Source organism: Allobosea sp. GW822-FHT03F07, from assembly GCF_058801345.1.
Map to the genome: position 1 here is coordinate 1,360,154 of NZ_JBXAND010000001.1, position 22,017 is coordinate 1,382,170.

The 22,017-nt window shown below is 66.6% G+C and carries 17 protein-coding genes and 1 pseudogene; 13 read left to right on the top strand and 5 right to left on the bottom strand.

Annotated elements, in window-relative coordinates; all coding sequences use genetic code 11:
- The first annotated feature begins 3 nt into the window (after window positions 1–3).
- The 10 genes from murG (at window position 4) to recN (ending at window position 12,743) form a co-directional block, all read left to right on the top strand.
- On the top strand, window positions 4–1,098 hold the full coding sequence (murG, locus tag AC1RMY_RS06500) for an undecaprenyldiphospho-muramoylpentapeptide beta-N-acetylglucosaminyltransferase (RefSeq protein ID WP_492863137.1): 1,095 nt from the start codon (window positions 4–6) through the stop codon (window positions 1,096–1,098).
- A 23-nt stretch (window positions 1,099–1,121) separates the two neighbouring features.
- Window positions 1,122–2,528 (top strand): UDP-N-acetylmuramate--L-alanine ligase, encoded by a 1,407-nt coding sequence (gene murC / locus AC1RMY_RS06505; RefSeq protein WP_492863138.1) that lies wholly within the window; start codon window positions 1,122–1,124, stop codon window positions 2,526–2,528.
- A 53-nt stretch (window positions 2,529–2,581) separates the two neighbouring features.
- Window positions 2,582–3,508: a UDP-N-acetylmuramate dehydrogenase gene (gene murB / locus AC1RMY_RS06510; RefSeq protein ID WP_492863139.1), complete on the top strand. Its 927-nt coding sequence runs from the start codon at window positions 2,582–2,584 to the stop codon at window positions 3,506–3,508.
- A 101-nt stretch (window positions 3,509–3,609) separates the two neighbouring features.
- Window positions 3,610–4,524 carry a D-alanine--D-alanine ligase gene (locus tag AC1RMY_RS06515; protein ID WP_492863140.1) on the top strand — a complete coding sequence of 305 codons (915 nt, stop codon included), beginning with the start codon at window positions 3,610–3,612 and terminating at the stop codon, window positions 4,522–4,524.
- Window positions 4,491–5,456 (top strand): cell division protein FtsQ/DivIB, encoded by a 966-nt coding sequence (locus AC1RMY_RS06520; RefSeq protein WP_492863141.1) that lies wholly within the window; start codon window positions 4,491–4,493, stop codon window positions 5,454–5,456. The genes AC1RMY_RS06515 and AC1RMY_RS06520 overlap by 34 nt, the downstream gene beginning before the upstream one ends.
- A gap of 32 nt (window positions 5,457–5,488) precedes the next feature.
- Window positions 5,489–6,781, top strand: coding sequence for a cell division protein FtsA (ftsA, locus tag AC1RMY_RS06525; RefSeq protein WP_492863569.1), 1,293 nt, complete (start codon window positions 5,489–5,491; stop codon window positions 6,779–6,781).
- An 88-nt stretch (window positions 6,782–6,869) separates the two neighbouring features.
- Window positions 6,870–8,579, top strand: a complete 1,710-nt coding sequence (gene ftsZ / locus AC1RMY_RS06530) for a cell division protein FtsZ (protein ID WP_492863142.1) — start codon at window positions 6,870–6,872, stop codon at window positions 8,577–8,579.
- Window positions 8,580–8,889: 310 nt separating this feature from the next.
- The gene (gene lpxC / locus AC1RMY_RS06535; protein WP_492863143.1) at window positions 8,890–9,837 is read left to right on the top strand and encodes a UDP-3-O-acyl-N-acetylglucosamine deacetylase; all 948 of its coding nucleotides are present in this window, start codon (window positions 8,890–8,892) and stop codon (window positions 9,835–9,837) included.
- 283 nt (window positions 9,838–10,120) lie between these two features.
- The gene (locus AC1RMY_RS06540; RefSeq protein WP_492863570.1) at window positions 10,121–10,999 is read left to right on the top strand and encodes an outer membrane protein assembly factor BamD; all 879 of its coding nucleotides are present in this window, start codon (window positions 10,121–10,123) and stop codon (window positions 10,997–10,999) included.
- A 58-nt stretch (window positions 11,000–11,057) separates the two neighbouring features.
- On the top strand, window positions 11,058–12,743 hold the full coding sequence (gene recN / locus AC1RMY_RS06545; protein WP_492863144.1) for a DNA repair protein RecN: 1,686 nt from the start codon (window positions 11,058–11,060) through the stop codon (window positions 12,741–12,743).
- A 5-nt stretch (window positions 12,744–12,748) separates the two neighbouring features.
- Here the strand turns inward: recN and aidB are convergent, their stop codons facing one another.
- Together aidB and AC1RMY_RS06555 are read right to left on the bottom strand one after the other, a co-directional pair.
- Window positions 12,749–13,570 carry an AidB family quorum-quenching N-acyl homoserine lactonase gene (gene aidB, locus AC1RMY_RS06550; RefSeq protein ID WP_492863145.1) on the bottom strand — a complete coding sequence of 274 codons (822 nt, stop codon included), beginning with the start codon at window positions 13,568–13,570 and terminating at the stop codon, window positions 12,749–12,751.
- A gap of 87 nt (window positions 13,571–13,657) precedes the next feature.
- The gene (locus AC1RMY_RS06555; RefSeq protein ID WP_492863146.1) at window positions 13,658–14,032 is read right to left on the bottom strand and encodes a hypothetical protein; all 375 of its coding nucleotides are present in this window, start codon (window positions 14,030–14,032) and stop codon (window positions 13,658–13,660) included.
- Between the two features lie 226 nt (window positions 14,033–14,258).
- Here AC1RMY_RS06555 and AC1RMY_RS06560 point away from each other — a divergent pair, with 226 nt between their 5' ends.
- A complete protein-coding gene (locus tag AC1RMY_RS06560) occupies window positions 14,259–16,421 on the top strand; it encodes a DEAD/DEAH box helicase (protein ID WP_492863147.1) in 2,163 nt (720 codons plus the stop codon).
- A gap of 261 nt (window positions 16,422–16,682) precedes the next feature.
- Here AC1RMY_RS06560 and AC1RMY_RS06565 read toward each other — a convergent pair whose 3' ends face one another.
- The gene (locus AC1RMY_RS06565) at window positions 16,683–17,486 is read right to left on the bottom strand and encodes a DUF2189 domain-containing protein (RefSeq protein WP_492863148.1); all 804 of its coding nucleotides are present in this window, start codon (window positions 17,484–17,486) and stop codon (window positions 16,683–16,685) included.
- A gap of 207 nt (window positions 17,487–17,693) precedes the next feature.
- Between AC1RMY_RS06565 and ligA the strand changes: the two genes are divergently transcribed.
- On the top strand, window positions 17,694–20,135 hold the full coding sequence (gene ligA / locus AC1RMY_RS06570; protein WP_492863149.1) for an NAD-dependent DNA ligase LigA: 2,442 nt from the start codon (window positions 17,694–17,696) through the stop codon (window positions 20,133–20,135).
- Between the two features lie 8 nt (window positions 20,136–20,143).
- Here ligA and AC1RMY_RS06575 read toward each other — a convergent pair whose 3' ends face one another.
- A complete protein-coding gene (locus AC1RMY_RS06575; protein ID WP_492863150.1) occupies window positions 20,144–20,749 on the bottom strand; it encodes a BRCT domain-containing protein in 606 nt (201 codons plus the stop codon).
- A 27-nt stretch (window positions 20,750–20,776) separates the two neighbouring features.
- Between AC1RMY_RS06575 and AC1RMY_RS06580 the strand changes: the two are divergent.
- A pseudogene (locus AC1RMY_RS06580) lies at window positions 20,777–20,971 on the top strand (BRCT domain-containing protein); the annotation flags it as partial.
- A gap of 10 nt (window positions 20,972–20,981) precedes the next feature.
- Here AC1RMY_RS06580 and AC1RMY_RS06585 read toward each other — a convergent pair.
- Window positions 20,982–21,956 (bottom strand): AraC family transcriptional regulator, encoded by a 975-nt coding sequence (locus AC1RMY_RS06585; RefSeq protein WP_492863151.1) that lies wholly within the window; start codon window positions 21,954–21,956, stop codon window positions 20,982–20,984.
- Window positions 21,957–22,017 lie beyond the last annotated feature (61 nt).

The window sequence follows — 22,017 nt, forward strand, 5'->3', positions numbered from 1 at the left end:
GCGATGGCACGGGACAAGCTCGTCATGCTGGCGGCCGGTGGCACGGGCGGCCATCTGTTTCCGGCGGAGGCGCTGAGCCATGTACTGCGCGCGCAGGGCATCAGGGTCGTGCTGATGACCGATCCGCGCGGGGCGGAGTTCGCCGGCGATTTTCCAGCCGATATGGTGATCCCGGTGCCGTCGGCAACGCCGTCGGGCCGTTCGCTGTCGGGCAAGGCCAAGGTCGCGCTCGAACTCGCCAAGGGCGTGCTGGCGGCGCGGCGTGCTGTCAGGGAGGCCAAGCCGGCGCTGGTTGTCGGCTTCGGCGGGTATCCGACGGTTCCGCCCGTGCTCGGCGCGGCGCTTGCCGGCGCCAAGACGCTGATCCATGAGCAGAACGCCGTCGTCGGGCGCGCGAACCGCTTCCTGTCGCGCTGGGTCGATACGATCGGGACCGGCTTCTCGGAGGTCGGCGGCCTGTCGCCGGCGGCGAAGGCGAAATGCCGCCATGTCGGCAATCCGGTGCGGCCTGCCGTGGTCGCGGCCATCTCGCCCTATGGCTGGCCGGGCGAGGGCAGCTTCAACCTGCTCGTCTTCGGCGGCAGCCAGGGCGCGCGCATCATGGCCGACACGGTGCCGCCCGCGATCCAATTGCTGACGCCGGAGGAGCGGGCGAGGCTGTTCATTATGCAGCAGGCGCGCACCGAGGACTACGAGCGGGTCAGCGGCATCTATGCCCAACTCGGCGTCAAATCGGAGATCGCGCCCTTCTTCAAGGATCTGCCGGCGCGGATGGCGCGGGCACATCTCGTCATCGGGCGTTCGGGCGCCTCGACCATCGCCGAACTGACGGTGATCGGCCGGCCCGGCATCCTTGTGCCGCTGCCCGGAGCTCTCGACCAGGACCAGGCCGCCAATGCCGCCTTCCTTGAAAACGCAGGCGGAGCGATCCGCATCCTGCAGCCGGAGTTCACGCCGCGCCGACTCGCCAATGAGCTATCGGGGCTGTTGAAACAGCCAGCACACTTGACGGTCATGGCCGAGAACGCCAAGAGCGCCGGAATTCCGGATGCCGCCGACCGACTCGCCCGCCTCGTCATCGACGTAGCCGGATTCTAGAAACGCCCAGGGATTACCGCATCATGAAGCTGCCGGCAGAACTCGGCGCCATTCATTTCGTCGGCATCGGCGGCATCGGCATGTCCGGCATCGCCGAGGTGCTGCACAATCTCGGCTACAAGGTGCAGGGGTCGGACGCCTCCGACGGCGCCAACGTCAAGCGCCTCGCCGAGAAGGGCATCAAGACCTTCGTCGGCCACAAGGCCGAGAATCTCGGCGAGGCCGAGGTCGTGGTCGTGTCGACTGCGATCAAGCGCGACAATCCCGAACTGGTCGCCGCGCGTGAGAAGCGCCTGCCGGTGGTCCGCCGCGCCGAGATGCTGGCCGAGCTGATGCGGCTGAAGACCGCGGTGGCCGTCGCCGGCACCCATGGCAAGACGACCACGACCTCGCTCGTTGCGACGCTGCTGGAGAAGGGCGGGCTCGACCCGACCGTGATCAATGGCGGCATCATCAACGCCTACGGCACCAATGCGCGCATGGGCGAGAGCGACTGGATGGTGGTCGAGGCCGACGAATCGGACGGCACCTTCCTGAAACTGCCGGCGGATGTCGCGATCGTCACCAATATCGACCCCGAGCATCTCGACCATTTCGGCACCTTCGACGCGATCAAGGCGGCATTTCGCTCCTTCGTCGAAAACCTGCCCTTCTACGGCTTCGCCGTGATGTGCATCGATCATCCGACAGTGCAGGGCCTCGTCGGGCAGATCGAGGATCGCCGCGTCGTCACCTATGGCGAGAATCCGCAGGCCGATTTCCGGTTGATCGACATTGATCTGTCGGGTGGGCAGGCGAAGTTCACGCTGCTGATCCGTGATCGCAAGCGCGGGCGCGACGAGGTCGTTCGCGATCTCGTCATGCCGATGCCCGGCCATCATAACGCGCTGAACGCCACGGCGGCGATCGCGGTCGCCTATGACCTCGGCATTCCCGTCGAGAGCATCCGCGCGGCGCTGGCCGGCTTCGGCGGGGTGAAGCGCCGCTTCACCAAGACGGGCGAGTGGAACGGCGCGCTGATCTTCGACGATTACGGCCATCACCCGGTCGAGATCGCGGCGGTGCTGCGGGCCGCGCGCGCCTCGACCAAGGGCAAGGTCGTCGCCGTGGTGCAGCCGCATCGCTACACCCGGCTTTCCAGCCTGTTCGACGATTTCGCCGCCTGCTTCAACGACGCGGACACGGTGATCGTGGCCGACACCTATGCGGCTGGCGAAGCGCCGATTCCGGGAGCCGATCGCGATTCGCTGGTCTCGGCTATCAAGGCGCGAGGCCACCGTCATGCGCTGCCGCTGGAGAGTGCGGACAAGCTCGCCGGGATGGTGGCCGAGCTTGCCGGGCCGGGCGACTATGTCGTGCTGCTGGGAGCGGGCAACATCACGCAATGGGCCTATGCGCTACCGGGCGAACTGGCGGCGCTGAAGGGATGAAGCTTGAGGATTGATCCTTCTCCCCTCGGGAGAGTTCGGTTAAATCCACCATCATGACCTTTCCCGACATTACCCCCGCCATCCGCGCGGCCGCGCCCGAATTGCGCGGCCGGCTGCTCGCCAATGCCGAGTTGGCGCCGCTGACTTGGTTCCGGGTCGGCGGTCCGGCGCAGGCCCTCTTCACGCCGGCCGACGAGGCCGATCTCGCCTATCTCTTGGCACATCTGCCCGAGGGCATCGCGATCACCGTGGTCGGGCTCGGCTCGAACCTGATCGTGCGCGACGGCGGTATTCCCGGCCTCGTGATCCGGCTCGGCGGCAAGGCCTTCGGCGAGATCGCGATCGAGGAGGGCGACCGCCTGCGCGCCGGGACGGCGGTGCCGGACGTCAAGGTTGCGCGGGCCGCCGCCGATGCCTCGCTCGACGGGCTCGCCTTCTTCCGGGGCATTCCCGGCTGCATCGGCGGGGCGCTGCGGATGAATGCCGGTGCTCATGGCGGCGAGACCACCGATGTGCTGATCGAGGCGCGCGGCGTCACGCGGGCCGGCGAGATCGTGACACTGGGCCATGCCGATATGGGTTTTGCTTATCGCAGCAGCGGAGTGGCGACGCAGGAGATCATCTTCACCTCCGCTCTGTTCCAGGGGCGGCCTGGCGACAGGGCCGAGATCCAGGCCGAGATGGACCGGGTGACGGCCGCGCGCGAGGCGGCACAACCGATCAAGGAGCGCACCGGCGGCTCGACCTTCAAGAACCCGCCCGGGGGCAAGGCCTGGCAGTTGATCGACGCGGCCGGCTGCCGGGGCCTGCGCGTCGGCGGGGCGCAGGTCTCGGAGATGCACTGCAACTTCCTGATCAACATCGGCGGCGCGACGGCCGCCGATGTCGAAGGGCTGGGCGAGGAGGTTCGGCGGCGCGTGAAGGACCATTCCGGCTTCGATCTGCACTGGGAGATCAAGCGGATCGGGGTTGCGGTCTGAAGGCATTCCGTCAGCGGGAAGCCCGGCACCACGGCGAGAGTTAACGCCCCGTTAACCACGTTCGACCGAGGGTCGCCCGATCAATTCGATCGGGGCCCGGAATGAACAAACACGTCGCAGTGCTGATGGGCGGATGGTCCGTCGAGCGGGAGGTCAGCCTCAGCAGCGGCACCGCCTGCGCGGCTGCGCTGGAGGGTGTCGGCTACCGGGTGACGCGCGTCGATGTCGGCCGCGACATTGCGGAGGTCCTTGCCAAGCTGAAGCCGGACGTCGCCTTCAACGGTCTGCATGGCCGCTTCGGCGAGGACGGCACGATCCAGGGCGTGCTCGAGATCCTGCGCATCCCCTACACCCATTCCGGCGTGCTCGCTTCGGCGTTGGCGATCCGCAAGGACAAGGCCAAGATGGTGGTCCAGGCCGCCGGCGTGCCGGTGGCCCATGGCGTCAATGTCTCGCGCTTCGAGGCGGCAAAAAAACACGTGCTCCCGCCGCCCTATGTGCTCAAGCCGGTCGACGAGGGTTCCTCTGTCGGCGTGGTGATCGTGAAGAAGGGGCGCGAGCATCCGCCCCAGGAAATCGCGCGTCCGGACTGGCCTTGCGGCGAGACGATGCTGGCGGAGGCCTTCATTTCCGGGCGAGAGCTGACCTGCGCCGTGATGGCCGGCAAGTCGCTCGGCGTGACCGAGATCCGGGCCGCCACGGGGGAGTTCTACGACTACGATGCGAAATACACGAAAGGTGGTTCGATCCACATCTGCCCGGCTCAAATTTTACCAAAAATTTACCAGCAGATCGAAGAGTGTGCGTTAACGGCGCATCAAGCAATCGGGTGCCGGGGCGTGAGCAGATCCGACTTCCGCTACGACGACGAGACCGACACTCTCGTCTGGCTGGAGGTCAACACACAGCCCGGCATGACCGAGACTAGCCTGGTGCCCGAATTGGCTGCCCACGCGGGCCTTAACTTCGGTGAGCTCGTCAAATGGATGGTGGAGGACGCCTCCCTCGATCGGTGAAGACAAGGGCGGCGGTGGCTGTCTCGCGTCTGCCGGTCCCGGCTCCCGGGCCGCAACTGCTCGTCGGCGAGCGGACCGGACGCTGGCTGCGCCGTTCGCGCCGCAGCGCGGTCGCGGTGCCTCTGGCGCAGCGGCTGCCGCGGCGCCTGGGCACCTGGCTGGCGCTGGGCTTCCTCAGCCTGAGCATCGGCTGCGGCACGGTGCTCGGCGGCCATTTCGAGACGCTTCGCGAGAATTACGGCGAGCCGCATCACATGCTGGCCCGCCTGGTCGGCTTCGGGATCGATCGCGTGACCATTTCGGGCATCGCCGAGCTTTCCGAAGTCGAGGTGCTGGTCGCGGCGGGGATCGATTCGAAGACCTCGCTGGCCTTTTTCGACGCCGACCAGGCCCGCAAGCGCCTGGAGGCCGCCCCGCTGATTCGCGAGGCGACCGTTCGGAAACTCTATCCAGGCGAAGTCGCCATCACCCTCGTCGAGCGCGAGCCCTTCGCGCTCTGGCAGGTGAAGGGCGAGCTCTTCGTCATCGCCGCCGACGGGACCGTGATCGACAAGATGGACGACGGACGCTTTGCCCACCTGCCGCTCGTCGTCGGCGCGGATGCCAACAACCGGGCGCGCGAATACATCGCTCTGCGCGGAGAGGCCGGCGCGATGGCGCCGCATATCCGCGCCGCGACGCTGGTCTCCGGTCGGCGCTGGACGCTCAAGCTCGACAACGGCATGGATGTGAGGCTGCCCGAGATCGCGCCTGCCGCCGCCGTGAAGCGGCTCGCCTCGCTCCAGGCGGACTATCGGATACTCGACAAGGATTTGCTGGCGATCGACCTGCGCCAGGCCGACCGCGTCGTGATGCGGCTGACGGAGGAGGGCGCTGCCGCCCGCGCCGACCAGCTCAAGAGCAAGACCAAGAAGAAGGGAGGCGAGGCGTGAACCACGTCACCTCCCAGGGCCTGACGCCGCGGATGCGTCCGCTCTCGTCGCGCAAGAGCGCGACCTTGTCGATTCTGGACATCGGCACGAGCAAGGTCGTCTGCCTGATCGCCGAGCTGAACCCGGCCGAGGCGAATGAGCGGCTGCGCGGCCGCACCCATGTGGCTCGCATCATCGGCATTGGCCATCAGCGCTCACTCGGCCTTAAGGGCGGGGCGATCATCGATCTGGAAAGCGCCGAGCGCGCGATCCGCGCCGCGGTCGACGCCGCCGAGCGGATGGCGAAGGTCGAAGTGCAGTCGGTCATCGTGAACCTGACCGGCGGGCGCATCGCCTCGCAGCATTACGCCGCCAGCGTCGATCTTCGCACCGGCTCGGTCGGGGACGGCGACGTCAAGCGCGTGCTCGCCCATGCCGCGACCCACGCGATCCGGCCCGGCAAGGCCGTGCTCCATGCCCTGCCGACGGGCTATGCGCTCGATGGCGTGCCGGGCGTGCTCGATCCGCGCGGCCTGATCGGCGGCAAGCTCTCGGTCGACATGCATGTCGTCGCAAGTGAGGCCTCGGCCGCGCGCAACGTCATGCTGGCGGTGGAGCGCTGCCATCTCGAGGTCGAGGCGGTGGTGGCGACACCCTACGCGTCGGGCCTCTCCGTGCTGGTCGATGACGAGGCCGAGATGGGCGTCGTCGTCGTCGACATGGGCGGCGGCACCACGAGCCTCGGCGTCTTCTCCGGCGGGCACCTGATGCATGCCGACGCGATCGCGGTCGGCGGCAACCACATCACCATGGATGTCGCCCGCGGCCTCTCGACCCGGGTCTCGGCGGCGGAGCGGCTGAAGACGCTGCATGGCTCCTGCATTTCGAGCGCTTCCGACGAGCGCGACATGATCTCGGTGCCGCAGGTCGACGACGACGAGCGCGACACGCCGAACCATCTCGCCAAGTCGCATCTGGTCCGGATCATCAAGCCGCGCGTCGAGGAGATCCTGGAACTGGTGCGCGACCGCCTGACCCAGGCCGGCTTCTCGGCCCAGGCCGGGCGCCGGGTCGTGCTGACGGGCGGCGCCTGCCAGCTCACCGGGCTGCCGGAAGTGGCGCGGCGCATCCTCGGCGGCCAGGTCCGCACCGGCCGCCCGCTAGGGATCAAGGGCTTGCCCGAGGCCGGCAAGGGTCCGGCCTTCGCGGCTGCCGTCGGCCTGCTGGTCTATCCGCAGGTCGCGCATGTCGAGCATTTCGAACCCCGCGCGGGGGCTGCGTATTTCGCCACGGGAACCGACGGGTATTTCTCCCGCGTCGGCCGGTGGCTGAAGGAAAGTTTCTAGTGAGTACCGGCCTTCGGGCCACGGCGTCGAATGTAGCAATCGGGACGGCTCCCGCCAGGCGCCGGACAAAGGATCAAAAGAGGCAACCATGGCGATGAATCTGCAAGCCCCGGACATCCGGGAACTCAAGCCCCGGATCACGGTGTTCGGCGTCGGTGGCGCCGGTGGCAACGCCGTCAACAACATGATCGAGGCCGGCCTCGACGGCGTCGATTTCGTCGTCGCCAACACGGACGCCCAGGCGCTCGCGCTCTCCAGAGCCTCGCGCATCATCCAGATGGGGCTGCAGGTCACCGAGGGCCTCGGCGCCGGCTCGCAGCCGGAAGTCGGCCGCGCTGCCGCCGAAGAGGTCATCGACGAGATCCGTGACCATCTGGCGGGCGCGCATATGGTTTTCATCACCGCCGGCATGGGCGGCGGCACCGGCACGGGCGCGGCTCCGGCCATCGCCCGCGTCGCCCGCGACATGGGCATCCTGACCGTCGGGGTCGTCACGAAGCCGTTCCAGTTCGAGGGCCATCGCCGCATGCGCATGGCGGAGGCCGGTATCGGCGAGCTGAACGAGGCGGTTGATACGCTGATCGTCATCCCGAACCAGAACCTCTTCCGCGTCGCCAACGAGACCACCGGCTTTGCCGACGCCTTCGGCATGGCCGACCAGGTGCTTTATTCCGGCGTCGCCTGCATCACCGACCTGATGGTCCGTCCCGGCCTGATCAATCTCGACTTCGCCGACGTGCGCGCCGTGATGCGCGGCATGGGCAAGGCGATGATGGGCACCGGCGAGGCCCAGGGCGAGAAGCGCGCGCTGACCGCGGCCCAGGCCGCGATCAACAATCCGCTGCTCGACGACGTCTCGATGAAGGGCGCGCGCGGCCTGCTGATCTCGATCACCGGCGGGCGCGACATGAAGCTCTACGAGGTCGACGAGGCTGCCACCCGCATCCGTGAGGAGGTCGATTCCGAGGCCAACATCATCGTCGGCGCGACCTTCGACGAGTCGCTTGAAGGCGTGGTTCGCGTCTCGGTCGTGGCGACCGGCATCGACAAGCCGGTCACGACACAGGCCGAGATGGACGAGACCGAGGCCCGCATCGCCCAGGTTGCCGAGCGCCTCAAGGCCGAGGCTCGCCTGCGTACCGCGGCGCCGGCCGCTCGCCCGGCGCCGGTCGTGCCCGCTCCGGCCCCGGTCGAGCAGCCGATGGAGATGCGAATGCCGGTGTCGATCGAGACCCATGCCCGTGACACGATCGCCCGCGCCAGCCTGTCTGAGGACATCCGCATCGAGCCGGCCCAGCCGCGCCCGGTGATGACCGCGGCGCCCGAGCCCGTGATGATGCAGCCCGAGCCCGCCCCGGTGCTGGAAGACAGCTTCATCCCGCCGATGCCGGAGCGTTCCGTGGTGCGTCCGACACGCATGCCGCGGATCGAGGACCTGCCGATGCCGGCCCAGAATCAGATCGCCGCAAATCGCAGCGCCCAGGCCGCCCCGGCGGCGCCGAGCCCGGCCGACCAGAAGCGGATGTCGCTGATGCAGCGCCTCGCATCCGTAGGTTTCGGCCGCAAGGACGAGGAGATGCAGGAGCCCCAGCCGGCGCCGGTGCGCCAGGCTCCTCCGGCACCGGCTATGCCGCAGGCGCCGAGCGCGGCTCACGCCGAATATATGCGTCGCCCGGCTGCGCCGTCCGCCCGCCCGCCGCAGGGTCAGCTCGACCAGCTCGGTCGCGCCGCTCCGAATCGCAGCAGCGAGGAAGACCACCTCGAAATCCCGGCGTTCCTGCGCCGGCAGGCCAACTGAGGCAGAGAGCCGCCTTCACGGTTCTGTAACAATCCCCGGCGCACACTTCAGCGCCGGGGTTTCCCGTCTCTGAAAGTCAAACGATTCCAATCTGCTGCAGGAGATTCGGTCGGCGCCGCCGTGCTGTAACAGAGCGTAAGAAAGCGTGATTTTGTGAGCATGCTTCAAAAGCTTATGTTGCAGATGCACCACGGGATACCGGAGTCGGGCAACGCCCTGCTTCACGCTTCAGAGGTATCGCCGACGTTCCGCCCTTCGATTGTGTGAGCACATGAAACGGCGCCGTTCGCGATCAGGATTGGATACCGGAATGAGCTTCGATCGGCAGACGACACTGCGCGCACCCGTCACCCTGACCGGAATCGGCGTCCACTCCGGGGCTCCCGCCACGATCTGCCTGAAGCCTTCCAGTGCAAATTCCGGCATCGTCTTCCTCCGCAAGGGGCTTGAGGATGGTCCTGCCCAGCTCATCCACGCCAAGCATACCAAGGTCAGCGCCACCGAGCTGTGCACCGTGATCGGTGACCGCGCCTCGGCTTCCGTGGCCACCATCGAGCATCTGATGTCGGCCTGCGCCGGTCTTGGCCTCGACAATGCGCTCGTCGAGATCGACGGCCCGGAAATGCCGATCATGGACGGCAGCGCCGCCGAATTCGTCTCTGCGATCGAGGCGACGGGCGTCGTCGCCCTGTCGGCTGCGCGGCGCTATCTCAAGATCCTGCAGCCGGTGCGCGTCGAGAACGGCCGCGCCTTCGCCGAGCTGGTCCCCTCCGAGGCCGGCTTCCGTCTCGATGTCGAGATCGATTTCGAGACGACGGTGATCGGCCGCCAGCGCAAGGTCTTCGACCTCGAGCCCTCGGCCTATGCCCAGGAAATTTCGCGCGCCCGCACCTTCGGCTTCATGCGGGATGTCGAGCAGCTCTGGAAGGCCGGCTTCGCGCTCGGCGCCTCGCTCGACAACACCGTGGCGATCGGCGACGACAAGGTGATCAATCCCGAAGGCCTGCGCTATGGCGACGAGTTCGTCCGCCACAAGGTTCTCGACGCGATCGGCGACCTTGCGCTGGCCGGCTATCCGATCCAGGGCGAGTTCCGCTCCTATTGCGGCGGCCACCGCCTGAACGTGCGCATCCTGGAAGCCCTGTTCGCCGACCGCGCCAATTATGCGATCGTCGAGGCCGAGCCGGTCTATGCCGCTCCGCGCGCGGTCCAGATGGCTGCGGCGGCTCCTGCAGCCTTTGCGCCGGACATTCACTGAGCGGGATTTGCACTGAGCAGGATTTGCACTGAGTCTTGTTCGCGACGAGCGGGACTCGTACCAGGCCGTCCCACGCACGACTTCCTGCTGCTCGCGCCTTCCTATTGCCGGGTTTCTGTCGAATAGACGGCACCGCCGCCGTTGGCTTGCGCTTTCGGCAGTGGCGCGGCTGCGGCGTCTGAGGTAAGGCATGCATCCCCATGAAGTGGGGACGATGATCAAGAGGACGGACGACGTGAGCGTCATGCGGCTGAACAATCCGACATCCAAGCGTGCCGAATCGATGTGGAAGGGCGCTGCCCTGGCCCTCGGGACGGCCTTGCTGCTCGGCGGCTGCGACACCGTTTCGGCGCTGAATCCATTCGACCGCCCCGAGGTCTACAAGCCCGAGGTCAAGGAGGTCGTTCCGGCCGACAAGCTCTACAACGAGGGTCTTGCTCGCCTGCAGAACGGCGACAGCGAAGGCGCGGCCAAGAAGTTCGACGAGATCGACAAGGATGCGCCGTTCTCGCCTTACGCCAAGAAGGGCCTTATCCTCGCAGCGTACACCAACTATCAGGCGTCGAAGTGGGAGGAGACGATCACTGCCTCCAAGCGCTTCATCGCGCAGAATCCGGCAAGCCCCGACGCTGCCTATGCGCAGTATCTGATGGCAATGTCGTATTTCAACCAGATCCCGGATGCGACTCGCGACCAGGAGCGCACTCAGCTCGCCATCGTCGCCTTCGAGCAGTTGATTCAGAAATACCCGAAGTCGGAATATGTGCTCGACGCCAAGGAGAAGCTCCTTGTGGCGCGCGACCAGCTCGCCGGCAAGGAGATGAATGTCGGGCGCTTCTATCTCGAGAAGCGCAACTACACCGGCGCGGTGAACCGTTTCCGCGACGTCATCATCAAGTATCAGACGACACGCCATGTCGAGGAGGCGCTGATGCGCCTGACCGAGGCCTATATGGCGCTGGGCATCACCAACGAGGCGCAGACGGCTGCCGCCGTGCTCGGGCACAACTTCCCTGACAGTCCGTGGTACAAGGACGCCTACGCCCTGCTGCAGAGCGGCGGTCTGGAGCCGCGCGAGGATCGCGGTTCCTATATCAGCCGCGCCTTCCAGGGTTTTTCGCGCGTCGTCACCGGAATCGTCGGGTTCGGCGGCCGCATTTAAGCTGTTCTTCATGAGGGTCGCTCGCGCATGCCCTGCTTCCTGAGCTTGCGCTGAACCCATGCTGGTCCAACTCTCGATACGCGACATCGTCCTGATCGACCGTCTCGATCTGACGTTCCGGGACGGCCTGAGCGTGCTCACTGGCGAAACCGGCGCCGGCAAGTCGATCCTGCTCGACGGTTTCGCGCTGGCGCTCGGTGGGCGCGGCGATGGCGGGCTCGTGCGTCATGGCGAGGCCCAGGGCCAGGTCAGCGCCGTCTTCGATCTGCCCGGCGCACATCTGGCGCGCAAGCTCGCCCAGGCGCAGGAGATCGACACCGACGGCGATCTGATCCTGCGGCGTGTGCAATATGCCGACGGGCGGACGCGCGCCTTCGTCAACGACCAGCCGGTCAGCGTGCAGATCCTGCGCATGATCGGGGCTGCGATCGTCGAGATCCATGGCCAGCATGACGACCGGGCGCTGACCGACCCGGCCCAGCACCGCATGATCCTCGACGGCTTCGGCGGGCTGGAGGATCAGGCCGAAGCCGTCGCTGAGGCGAGCGAGACGCTGAAGCGGGCGCGCCAGGCGCTGCAGAACCAGCGGATCCGGGTCGAGGGGGCGCGCAAGGAGGCTGATTTCCTGCGCCATGCCGTGGCCGAACTCGGCAAGCTCGCGCCGCAGGCGGGCGAGGAGGACGCGCTCGCCGCTGCGCGCCAGGGCATGATGCAGGCGGAGAAGGTCGCGCGCGACCTGATCGACGCTTACGAGGCCGTGGGCGGGCAGGGCTCGCCGATCGCGGCGCTCTCGGCCGTGCTGCGCCGGCTCGAACGCCGGGCCGGGCAGGCGCCGGAACTGATCGATCCGTCGCTGGCGGCGCTCAATACCGCGATCGTCGCGCTGGAGGAGGCCGGTGAGACGCTTGCCGCCGGCATGCGCGCGGCCGAATACGACCCGCGCGAGCAGGAGCGGGTCGAGGAGCGGCTGTTCGCACTGCGCGGCGCGGCGCGGAAATACGATGTGCCCGTCGATGGGCTGACCGTGCTGGCGCAGAGCATGGCCGGGGATCTCGCGGCGCTGGACGAAAGCGAGACGTCGCTCGGGCGGCTCGAGGATGAGTTGAAACAGGCGGAGACCGCCTTCGTCGCGCTGGCGGATCGGCTTTCCAGGGCGCGCCATCAGGCGGCGGCGAAGCTCGACGGCGCGGTCAAGGCCGAATTGCCGCCGCTGAAGCTTGAGCGGGCGCGCTTCATCACCAAGATCGACAGCGACGAGAGTGCACGCGGGCCGGAAGGCTTCGACCGCGTCGAGTTCTGGGTCGAGACCAATCCGGGCACGCGGCCGGGGCCGATGATGAAGGTCGCCTCCGGCGGCGAGCTTTCGCGCTTCATGCTCGCGCTGAAGGTCGTGCTGGCGGAGCGTGGCTCGGCGCCGACGCTGGTCTTCGACGAGATCGACACCGGTGTCGGCGGCGCGGTGGCCGATGCCATCGGCGAGCGGCTGGCGCGGCTAGCAGGTAAGGTCCAGGTGATCTCGGTAACCCATGCGCCGCAGGTCGCGGCCAAGGCGGCGCAGCACTTCCTGATCGCGAAATCGGCGCTGGAGGGCGATGCCGCTTCGCGCACGGTGACGCGGGTTTCGGGATTGGCCGATCAGGCGCGGCGCGAGGAGATCGCCCGCATGCTGGCCGGCGCCAGCATCACGGAAGAGGCGAGGGCGGCAGCCGGGCGGCTGCTGGAGGCGGCCGGGATCAGAGGCTGACACCGTCAGGCCGCTGCCAATTCATAGCCGCTTCCGCGCTTGCTGACAGTCGCAAAGCCCTCGATATGCCCGCCGGATACGATCCAGCCTGCGCGAGTGGCATGGTCGAGGACGTCGCGGCGCGTGCGCGCTGCCGTCGCGCCGTCGAGATCGTAGACGATGCCGATTTCGGGATCGCTGGCTTGCAGCGTCGAGAGGTGCAGGGCGTCGCCCCAGAGCAGCAGGCTATGCGCCTCACCTTCGATCAGGTAGCCGCTATGGCCATAGGTGTGGCCGGGTAGTGCCATCAGTTCGATGCCCGGCAGCAGCGGCCCCGGCTCGACCGGGCGCATTCGCCCCGCATAGAGCTGCTTCAGGGTCGCGGCAATGCCGAAGCCGCCTTGCCGGTTTTGCGGCGTCACCGCGCGCTTCGCCTCATCGCCGAAAAAGGCGAGATCGGCGGAGGGCACGATGATTTCGGCTTCGGGGAAATAGGGCTTGTCGCCATCGACGAGACCGAGGGCGTGATCGCCGTGAAGATGGGTGATCAGGACACGCCGGATTTGGCCGGGCTCGACACCGTGGCGCTGCAAGGCCGCGCGCGCATGGCCATAGGCGTCGCCCCAGGCGGTGCCGGTGCCGGCGTCGACGAGCGTGATCCCGTCGGAGCCCCGGAGCAGGAAGGCCTTGACCGGGATGCGGATCGTCGGGAGGCCCCACTGGGCGATCGCGTTCCGGCGCGCCGTCTCGCCGGCCGTGTGGGTCAGAACCTCGGAAGGCGCTTCATAGAAGCCGTCATGCAGGATCGATACATCGTAGTGGCCGAAGCGACGTGGCGACTGGTCCATGCGGTTCCTCCGGATTGGCGTCCGCCGGGATCAGAGCGCGGGGCGCCGGCTCGTGGCAATGCCGCCGAAGCGTGGGCGCCATGCAGATCAGCGCTGCGGGATGAACTGGGCGTCGCTGATGGTGAAGGCGCCGCGCGCCTGCGCCACCGTGAACTCGAGCGCGCCGCGGCATCCGGTCGGCGCCGTCGATGCACCGGACCGGGCGCAGTTGCGTTCGAGATAGGTGATCGTCTCAAGCGGCATGCCGCCGTCGTCGAGATGGACGCCGCCACTGGAATCGCTGGCGAGGCCGCCGCGCGACATCGAGAAGCCGGAAATGGTGACGTTCTCGACGCGGACGAAGAGCCCGGCCAGTTCGCCCCGGCGCTGCTTCACTTCGGCCAGCGTCATCATATGCGCACCGTCCTGGGCCCGCGCCATTCCGCCCGCTACCGTCAACAGCGCAACTACCGCCAACCGCATCCGCGTCGATCTCCTGCCAAGGGGCGGCGGAATCGCGCGGCGCGGCTGAGTCGTCAAGGCCGGCCGGGGCATGGGCCGGCACGCTTTCGGTATCGTTCGCCGTAACGGTTTCTTTCCGCTGGCTTTTGCGCTATGAGCCGCTTCAATCGATGGCTGCGCTCACGCCCATCGCCCGACATCCTGCGCCGTCATCCGATCCCGCGCCGTAACCTAGGCCCGACATCCCATGTCCTTTCTGACTTCGAGTCCGCCGCTCGCGCGCGCGCTCGCCGAACGCAATTACTCCGATCCGACGCCGGTGCAGAACGCCGTGCTGGAGGATGCAGCCGCTGGCCGGGACCTGCTGGTCTCGTCGCAGACCGGCTCCGGCAAGACCGTTGCCTATGGTCTCGCCATCGGCTCGACCCTGCTCGGCGACGCCGAGGCCTTCGGTCGCGCCGGCCAGCCGCTTGCGCTGATCATCGCGCCGACGCGCGAACTGGCGCTGCAGGTACAGCGCGAGCTCGCCTGGCTCTACAAGCATGCCAATGCCCGCGTGATCGCCTGCGTCGGCGGCATGGATCCGCGCCGCGAGGCGGCCCTGCTCGACGAGGGCGCGCATATCGTCGTCGGCACGCCCGGCCGTCTGCGCGACCATATCGAGCGTCACCGCCTCGACGTCTCGGCGCTCAAGGCCGTCGTCCTCGACGAGGCCGACGAGATGCTCGATCTCGGCTTTCGCGACGATCTCGAATTCATCCTGAAGACCACGCCGGAAGGCCGGCGCAGCCTGCTGTTCTCGGCGACGCTGCCCAAGGGCATCATTCACCTCGCCAAGAGCTACCAGAACGATGCGCTGCGCATCGAGGTCGCCGGCGATGCGCGCGGCCATGCCGATATCGAGTACCGCGCCATCCGAGTCTATCCCAAGGAGGTCGAACTCGCGGTCGTCAACCTCTTGCGCTTCCACGATGCCGCCTGCTCGCTGGTGTTCTGCAACACCCGCAATGCGGTGCGCCATCTTGAGGCGATCCTGCTGGAGCGCGGCTTCTCGGCCGTCGCGCTGTCGGGTGAACTTTCGCAGAGCGAGCGCAATTCGGCGCTGCAGGCACTGCGCGACGGGCGAGCCAAGGTCTGCGTCGCGACCGACGTAGCGGCGCGCGGCATCGACCTGCCGGGCCTGACGCTGGTCATCCATGCCGAGCTGCCCAACGACCCCGAGGTGATGCAGCATCGCTCCGGCCGCACCGGCCGCGCCGGCAACAAGGGTACCAGCGTGCTGCTCGTGCCGCCGTCGCGCCGCCGCAAGGCCGAGATGCTGTTGGCCGAAGCCAAGGTCGAGGCGGTCTGGGCGGGTGCGCCGACGCAGGACGAGATCCGCGCGCTCGACCAGGAACGGCTGCTCAACGACCCGATTCTGACCGGCGAGCCCGGCGAGGACGATGTGGCCATGGTCGAGGCGCTGCTGGCCGGCCGCTCGATCAACGAGATCGCGGCGGCGCTGGTGCGCGTCTATCGCTCGCGCCTGCCGGCAGCGGAAGAGGTCGGCGATCCCAATTATGCGCGCGACGAGCGCCGTCCGGCCCGGTCGCGCGACGACTATGCGCCGCGCGAGGGTGCGCGCTTCGGCGAGAACCGCGAGGGCAGCCCACGTTCGGACGGCCCGCGCAAGGCCGGCCCGCGCGGCGATACCGTCTGGTTCCGCCTCAGCGTTGGCCGCAAGGACGGCGCCGATCCGCGCCAGCTCCTGCCAATGCTGTGTCGTCGCGGCAAGATCACGCGCGACGAGGTCGGCGCGATCCGCATCTTCGATAAGGAGACCAAGGTCGAGATCGATGCCGATGTCGCCGAGCGCTTCTATGAGCTGGCGAAGGCCGTCGACCGCGACAAGATCGCGATCGAGCCCGTGACCGGCGAGGATGAGCGTCGTCCGGCCAAGCCCTTCGCGGAGAAGGCAAGCCATGCGCCGGCTCCCTATGCGAAGTCGGAGCGAGAGCGTGCGCCGCGCCCTGAGCGTGACGCAGGCGACCAGCGCGACGTCCGCCCGGCGGCCCGGGCCTATGACAAGAAGCCGTATGAAAAGAAGCCCTACGAGCGGAAGCCTTACGAGGGCGGCGAGAAGAAGCCCTATGAGGGCAAGAAGAAGGCCTATGAGGGCAAGTCCAGGCCGTTCGGTGCGGCCAAGCCTTACGATGCCAAGCCCTATGATCCCGTGAGCCGCGACCGCGACCAGCTCTCAGACCCGAACGTCTCGTTCCGCACGGGTCCCAAGCCGCCTGGCGAAAAGAAGCCTTATGCAGGCAAGCCCTTCGGTGCGGGGAAGTCGGGCGGCGGTAAATTCTTCGCGGGCAAAGCTCCGGCGGGCAAGCCGTTCAAAGGCAAGAAGCCGCGCCGCGACGATCGGGGTTGATCGTCAGGCACGGCCTCCTTGGTTCGCCGCAGCGCCAGTCCTCCTCAGCGCAGGCCGAGGAAGGACAGGATGGCCAGCACGACGACGACCAGGCCGACGAGATAGATGATACTGTTCATGGCATAGCCCCCGCTATATCGCGGGCCTGTCGGCCCGCTTGCAATGGAGCGGCGCGTGAGCGACGCCGCTGATGCCAGATGAACCGGGCTTGCCGGCGAATGTTCCCTGACACTGCGCCGTGCGGGGGGAGCCGAGCCGGTCTCAGCCGTCAACCACCTTGCGGTAGAGGTGCCAGGTCGCATGGCCGAGAACCGGCATGACGACGACCAGCCCGACCAGCAGCGGCAGGCAGCCGAGCACCAGCAGGCCGGTTACCATCAGGCCCCAGATCATCATCACGCGTGGGTTCTTTTCGACCGCCGTGACCGAGGTTCGCACGGCCGTCGCAACGTCGACCCGCCGGTCGATGATGTGCGGGAAGGACACGACCGAAATCGAGAAGGCCAGGATCGCGAAGAGAAGGCCGACGGAATTGCCGACGATGATCATGATCCAGCCGTCGAAGGTGGTGAAGACGGCGCGCAGGAAATCGGCGGTCGAGACGTCGGCCGGGAGACCGAGCAGGCCGCGATAGATGAACCAGGCGCAGAACAGCCAGGCCATGAAGAGCCCGGTCAGCATGGCGCCCAGCAGCATGATCTGGCCGATCGCCGGTGAGCGCACCAGCGCGAAGGCGTGCTCCCAGCCTGAATCGAGACCACGCTCGCGCCGGCGGCTGATCTCATAGAGGCCGATGGCGGCGAAGGGGCCGAGCAGGGCGAAGCCGCCCAGCAGCGGGAAGAGCAGCGGGAAAATGTTGAAGCTGACGGTGAGATGCGCCAGCAGCACGCCACAGATCGGATAGATCAGCGCGACGAAGGCGAGATGGCTCGGCTGCGCCTTGAAATCCTCCCAGCCGAGCCGGAGCGCGTCGAGCAGATCCGCCGTCGTAATGGTCAGGATGCGCGGCAGCGCCGGGGCTGCGGTTCGCTGGGCGTCGTCAAAGTGGCTGTCGAGGTTGGCCATGGCGTTTCTCCCGGTTCTGGCCCGGTTCGCCTTGGCCTTGATCCTTGGGTCAACGGCCGATAGGCGTCGAGCTTCCAATTCCCAGTTTGATCAGTATACGCGAGAACGCGGCCTTTGTCGCAGGGCTTCAGAAGCGAACGCGCGAGCTATTGCAGACGGCAATCTGCTGACCTTCCCCGACACTGGCCTGTCGCTTATTACGGGGCTATGAGCGACACCGAGCCGAATCCGATTGCCGAACTGACCGCCCGCCAGGCCAAGGTGGAGCACAAGCGGCTCGCCGCTGCGGTCGAGGCCGCCGACATCGCCTATCACCAGAACGATGCGCCGACGATGGACGACGCCGCCTATGACGCCTTGCGGCGCCGGCTGGTGGCGATCGAGGAGGCGTTTCCGGAGCTGAAGTCGGCCGGTTCGGTTAGCGGCAAGGTCGGCGCGCGGCCGGCCGGAAAGTTTGCGAAGATCCGCCATCGCGTGCCGATGCTCTCGCTCGACAACGCCTTCTCCGACGAGGCGGTGGCCGAGTTCGTGCAGCGCGTTCACCGCTTCCTCGGGCGCAAGGACGACGAGCCGATCGGCTTCACCGCCGAGCCCAAGATCGACGGGCTGTCGCTGTCCCTGCGGTACGAGAAGGGCGCGCTCGTCCATGCCGCGACGCGCGGCGACGGCGAGGAGGGCGAGGACGTCACCGTCAATGCCCGCACGATCTCCGAGATCCCGCAGACGCTTGCGGGCGCTGAGGTGCCCGAGGTCGCGGAGGTGCGCGGCGAGGTCTATCTCGGCCATGCCGACTTCGCCGGTATCAATGAGCGCCAGCGCGAGAAGGGCCTGCCCGAATTCGCCAATCCGCGCAATGCGGCCGCCGGCTCTCTGCGCCAGCTCGACGCCTCGATCACCGCCTCGCGGCCCCTGCGCTTCTTCGCCTATGCCTGGGGCGAGATGCCGGTGCTGCCGGCGCAGACCCAGTTCGGCGTCGTCGAGGCCTTCAGGCGCTGGGGCTTCCGCACCAACCCGCTGATGCAGCGCTGCGAAACTATCGCCGAGCTACTGGAGCGCTACCGGCTGATCGAGAGTAAGCGCGCCGAACTCGGCTACGACATCGACGGCGTGGTCTACAAGGTCGACGATCTCGCGCTGCAGGCGAGGCTCGGCTTCGTCTCGCGCGCGCCGCGCTGGGCGATCGCGCACAAGTTCCCGGCCGAACTCGCGACCACGGTGCTGGAGGCGATCGAGATCCAGGTCGGCCGGACGGGGGCGCTTTCGCCGGTGGCTCGCTTAAGGCCGGTGACGGTCGGCGGCGTCGTCGTGACCAATGCGACGCTGCACAACGAGGACTACATCCGCGGTTTCGACTCGAAGGGCGAGCGCATCCGCGACGGCGAGCCGCCGGATATCCGCGTCGGCGACACGGTGACGGTCAAGCGCGCCGGCGACGTGATCCCCCGCGTCGCCGCGGTCGATCTGGCGAAGCGGCCGGCGGATTCTCAACCGTACAAATTCCCGACGATCTGTCCGATCTGTCAGTCTGAAGCGGTACGCGAGCACGATCCGGAGACGGGCCAGTTTGATTCCGTGCGACGGTGCACAGGCGGCTTGATCTGTCCGGCGCAAGCTGTCGAACGGTTGAAGCATTTCGTCTCCCGCGGCGCGCTCGACATTGAAGGGGTTGGCGACACAAACATCGAAATCTTGTTTGATGCCGGCTTAATTCACTCGCCGCCCGACTTGTTTAAGCTCGATTATGACGCCGTGCGTAATGCAATCGAAAAGAGGCGGGACGAGCAGATTGCCGCGCGTTTCGCCGCGGCGGGGAAGACGCGCCCTAAGAGGGATAAGAAAAAAAGCGAAGACTCGCGCGCGATCGATCTTCTGTTCGAGGGAATTGAACAACGACGAGTGGTCAAACTCCCGCGCCTCATATTCGGGCTGGGCATCCGGCATATTGGAGAGTCAACGGCGGCCGCTCTGGCCCGGCGCTTCAAAGATATGCCGGAGTTAATCGCTGGTATCGGCGCGGCTTCAGCCCAGAAGCCCGGACCGGCCTTCCTTGCTTTGGAGAATGCGCCAGGCATTGGACCTGTCGCTCTTGAGGAGCTTCTGAGGTGGGCCACTGCGGATGCGGCTAGTGAGACGCCTCTACTTGCTCACCTTGCCTTGCCAAAGCTCAACAAGAAGCAGCGTGAGGTACTGGCCGAGCGGTTTGGGCCCAGTCAGTCGGATTGGCGAAACGCAGCGGCTGAGGCGGCTAAAGTGGCTCCCGGCCCAGATTATCTCCACCTTGCGGCGGATAGCGAGATCGGAACCGTCGCCACTGAATCGCTGATCGACTTTTTCAGTGAGCGCCACAACAGAGAAGTGGTTGCCGCGCTGCTTGAACAACTCCGCACAGAGCCGATCGACATAGCCGCTTCGGTGTCTCCGATCGCAGGAAAGACGGTGGTTTTTACGGGTTCTCTCGAACAGATGACGCGAAACGAAGCAAAAGCGACGGCAGAGCGTCTTGGCGCGAAGGTCTCAAGTTCCGTCTCTGCCAAGACGGATATTCTAGTCGCGGGGCCTGGTGCTGGTTCCAAGCTGACGGACGCGAAGAAGCTTGGCGTTGAGATAAAATCTGAATCTGAGTGGCTTGAAATGATACGGGGAATTTGAGGGAATAACTACAAGTATTGAGACCAGTGAGACTCCGAAACTATCGAGATTGGCAGTTTTTCGCCTTTCATTTCGACCGCTTTAAGAATTTTGTTTCCGTAGCTGGAGTGCCTCCACGAGTCCGTCACATAGGTGCCAATTACCAAGTAGCGTGTCTCGCGCGTTAGGCTGCCGGCTAGTCCACCGCGTTCCGCCACTGCAGCTTCGCAATCTTTGCGCTTGCCGAACGCGAAAGTGCCCGTGAAGCAGAATTGTGCAGCTGCAAATAAGATTGTAGGCGCTGGCGCACACAGGGGTAAGGTAGTAGCCTTCAGTGCCTCGCCAAGCTCGCTGGGCTGACCAGTGAATTGCAGCAGTGTGTTAAGTAACTCGGACTTTTCCTCCTCATCAACAATTCCGTCAGCAAGAATGCCATTGATCCTCTGATAAAGGGTTCCAATCAGAGGATGGTTGCTGACGGCGAGGTTGGCAGCGAGCCAATTTTGTAGAAATTCGACTTCAGCCGGATGAATTTGTCCATCCGCAGCGATGCCTTTGGCCAATCCGATAAGCTCATCGACCTGCCGGTCGCTGATGCGTTCTCGGCCGAAGCGGTTCAAGAGCGCATTATCCATGTCCGTTCCCCAAGCGTCAGCAGTATAGCACAACCTCGCGTTGTCGGAAGTCAACGGCGATTTGCTGCGGAACGCCTCGGCGCGAAGGTCGCGGGCTCGGTCTCGTCGAAAACTGATCTGCTGGTGGCGGGACCCGGTGCCGGCTCGAAGCTCAAGGACGCGCAGAAGCACGGCGTCGAGGTGATCGACGAAGCCGGTTGGTTCGATCTGGTCGGCGGCTAAGCTCGGAGGCCTATTCCGCTGCAGCGGCGGGCGGCGCGAACAGTCTCGCCGGCTGCGTCTCGCCGGCGGCGCGAATCTCGCTCGGTGCGGAGCCGATGATGCGCTTGAAGGCGCGACTGAACGAGGCTTCCGAATCGTAGCCGAGGCGCTGCGCCACCACCGCGATCCGCAGCTTGTCACGGGCGAGCCATTGCCGGGCCTGATGCATCCTGACCTGCGCGACGTAGCGCGCCGGCGTTTCGCCGACGGCGTCGGCGAAACGCTCGGCAAAGCCGGAGCGCGAGGCGCCCATCAACTTCGCCAGGCTCTCGACCGTCCAGTCCGTTTCCGGATGGGCGTGGATCGCCGCGAGGACGCGGCCGATCAGCGGACAGCGTGCCGCCGCGATCCAGCCCTTGGCCTCGCCACACCCACGCTCGACCCAGGCACGCAGGATCGTCGCGGCCAGCACATCCGCGAGCCTCGCCAGGATGCCGCCGGCGCCGACCCGGTCCATAGCGACCTCGCGCGCCATCGCTTCGAGCAGGTACGGGATACCGGGCTCGTGGGCGACGACCTCGCTCATCCGCATCATCGCTGGCATCAGCCGCAATAACGGGTGATCGACATCGACATTGAAGGTCATGCTGCCGCTGAAGAGCAGGGTGTGTTCGCCGTCGCCGCCGCCCTCGACGTCCAGCACATCGCCGCAGCGCTCGCGGACCTTGCAGTTGCAGGGAGGCAAGGGTTCGACGTCCGGAGCGCTGGCCAGGACATGCGCCGCGCCGCGCGGCAACAGCACGGCGTCTCCGTCGCTCAGTTCCAGCCACTCCCCGCCGGGTGTCCTGAACCAGCAGCCGCGACGCGAAATGAAATAGAAGCGTGCCTCGCGCTGCTCAGGAAAGGCGAGGGCCCACGGCGCCGCCATCTGGCAGCGGCTGTAGTCGACGCCGTCGAGCCGGAGGCCGCGCAGCATGTCGGTGAGATGGTCGGCGGGCGCTGTCATCGCAATCTTGGACGATTGGTCAAGTGATGCGGATCTTATAGCATGGAAACTCCAGAAGGCC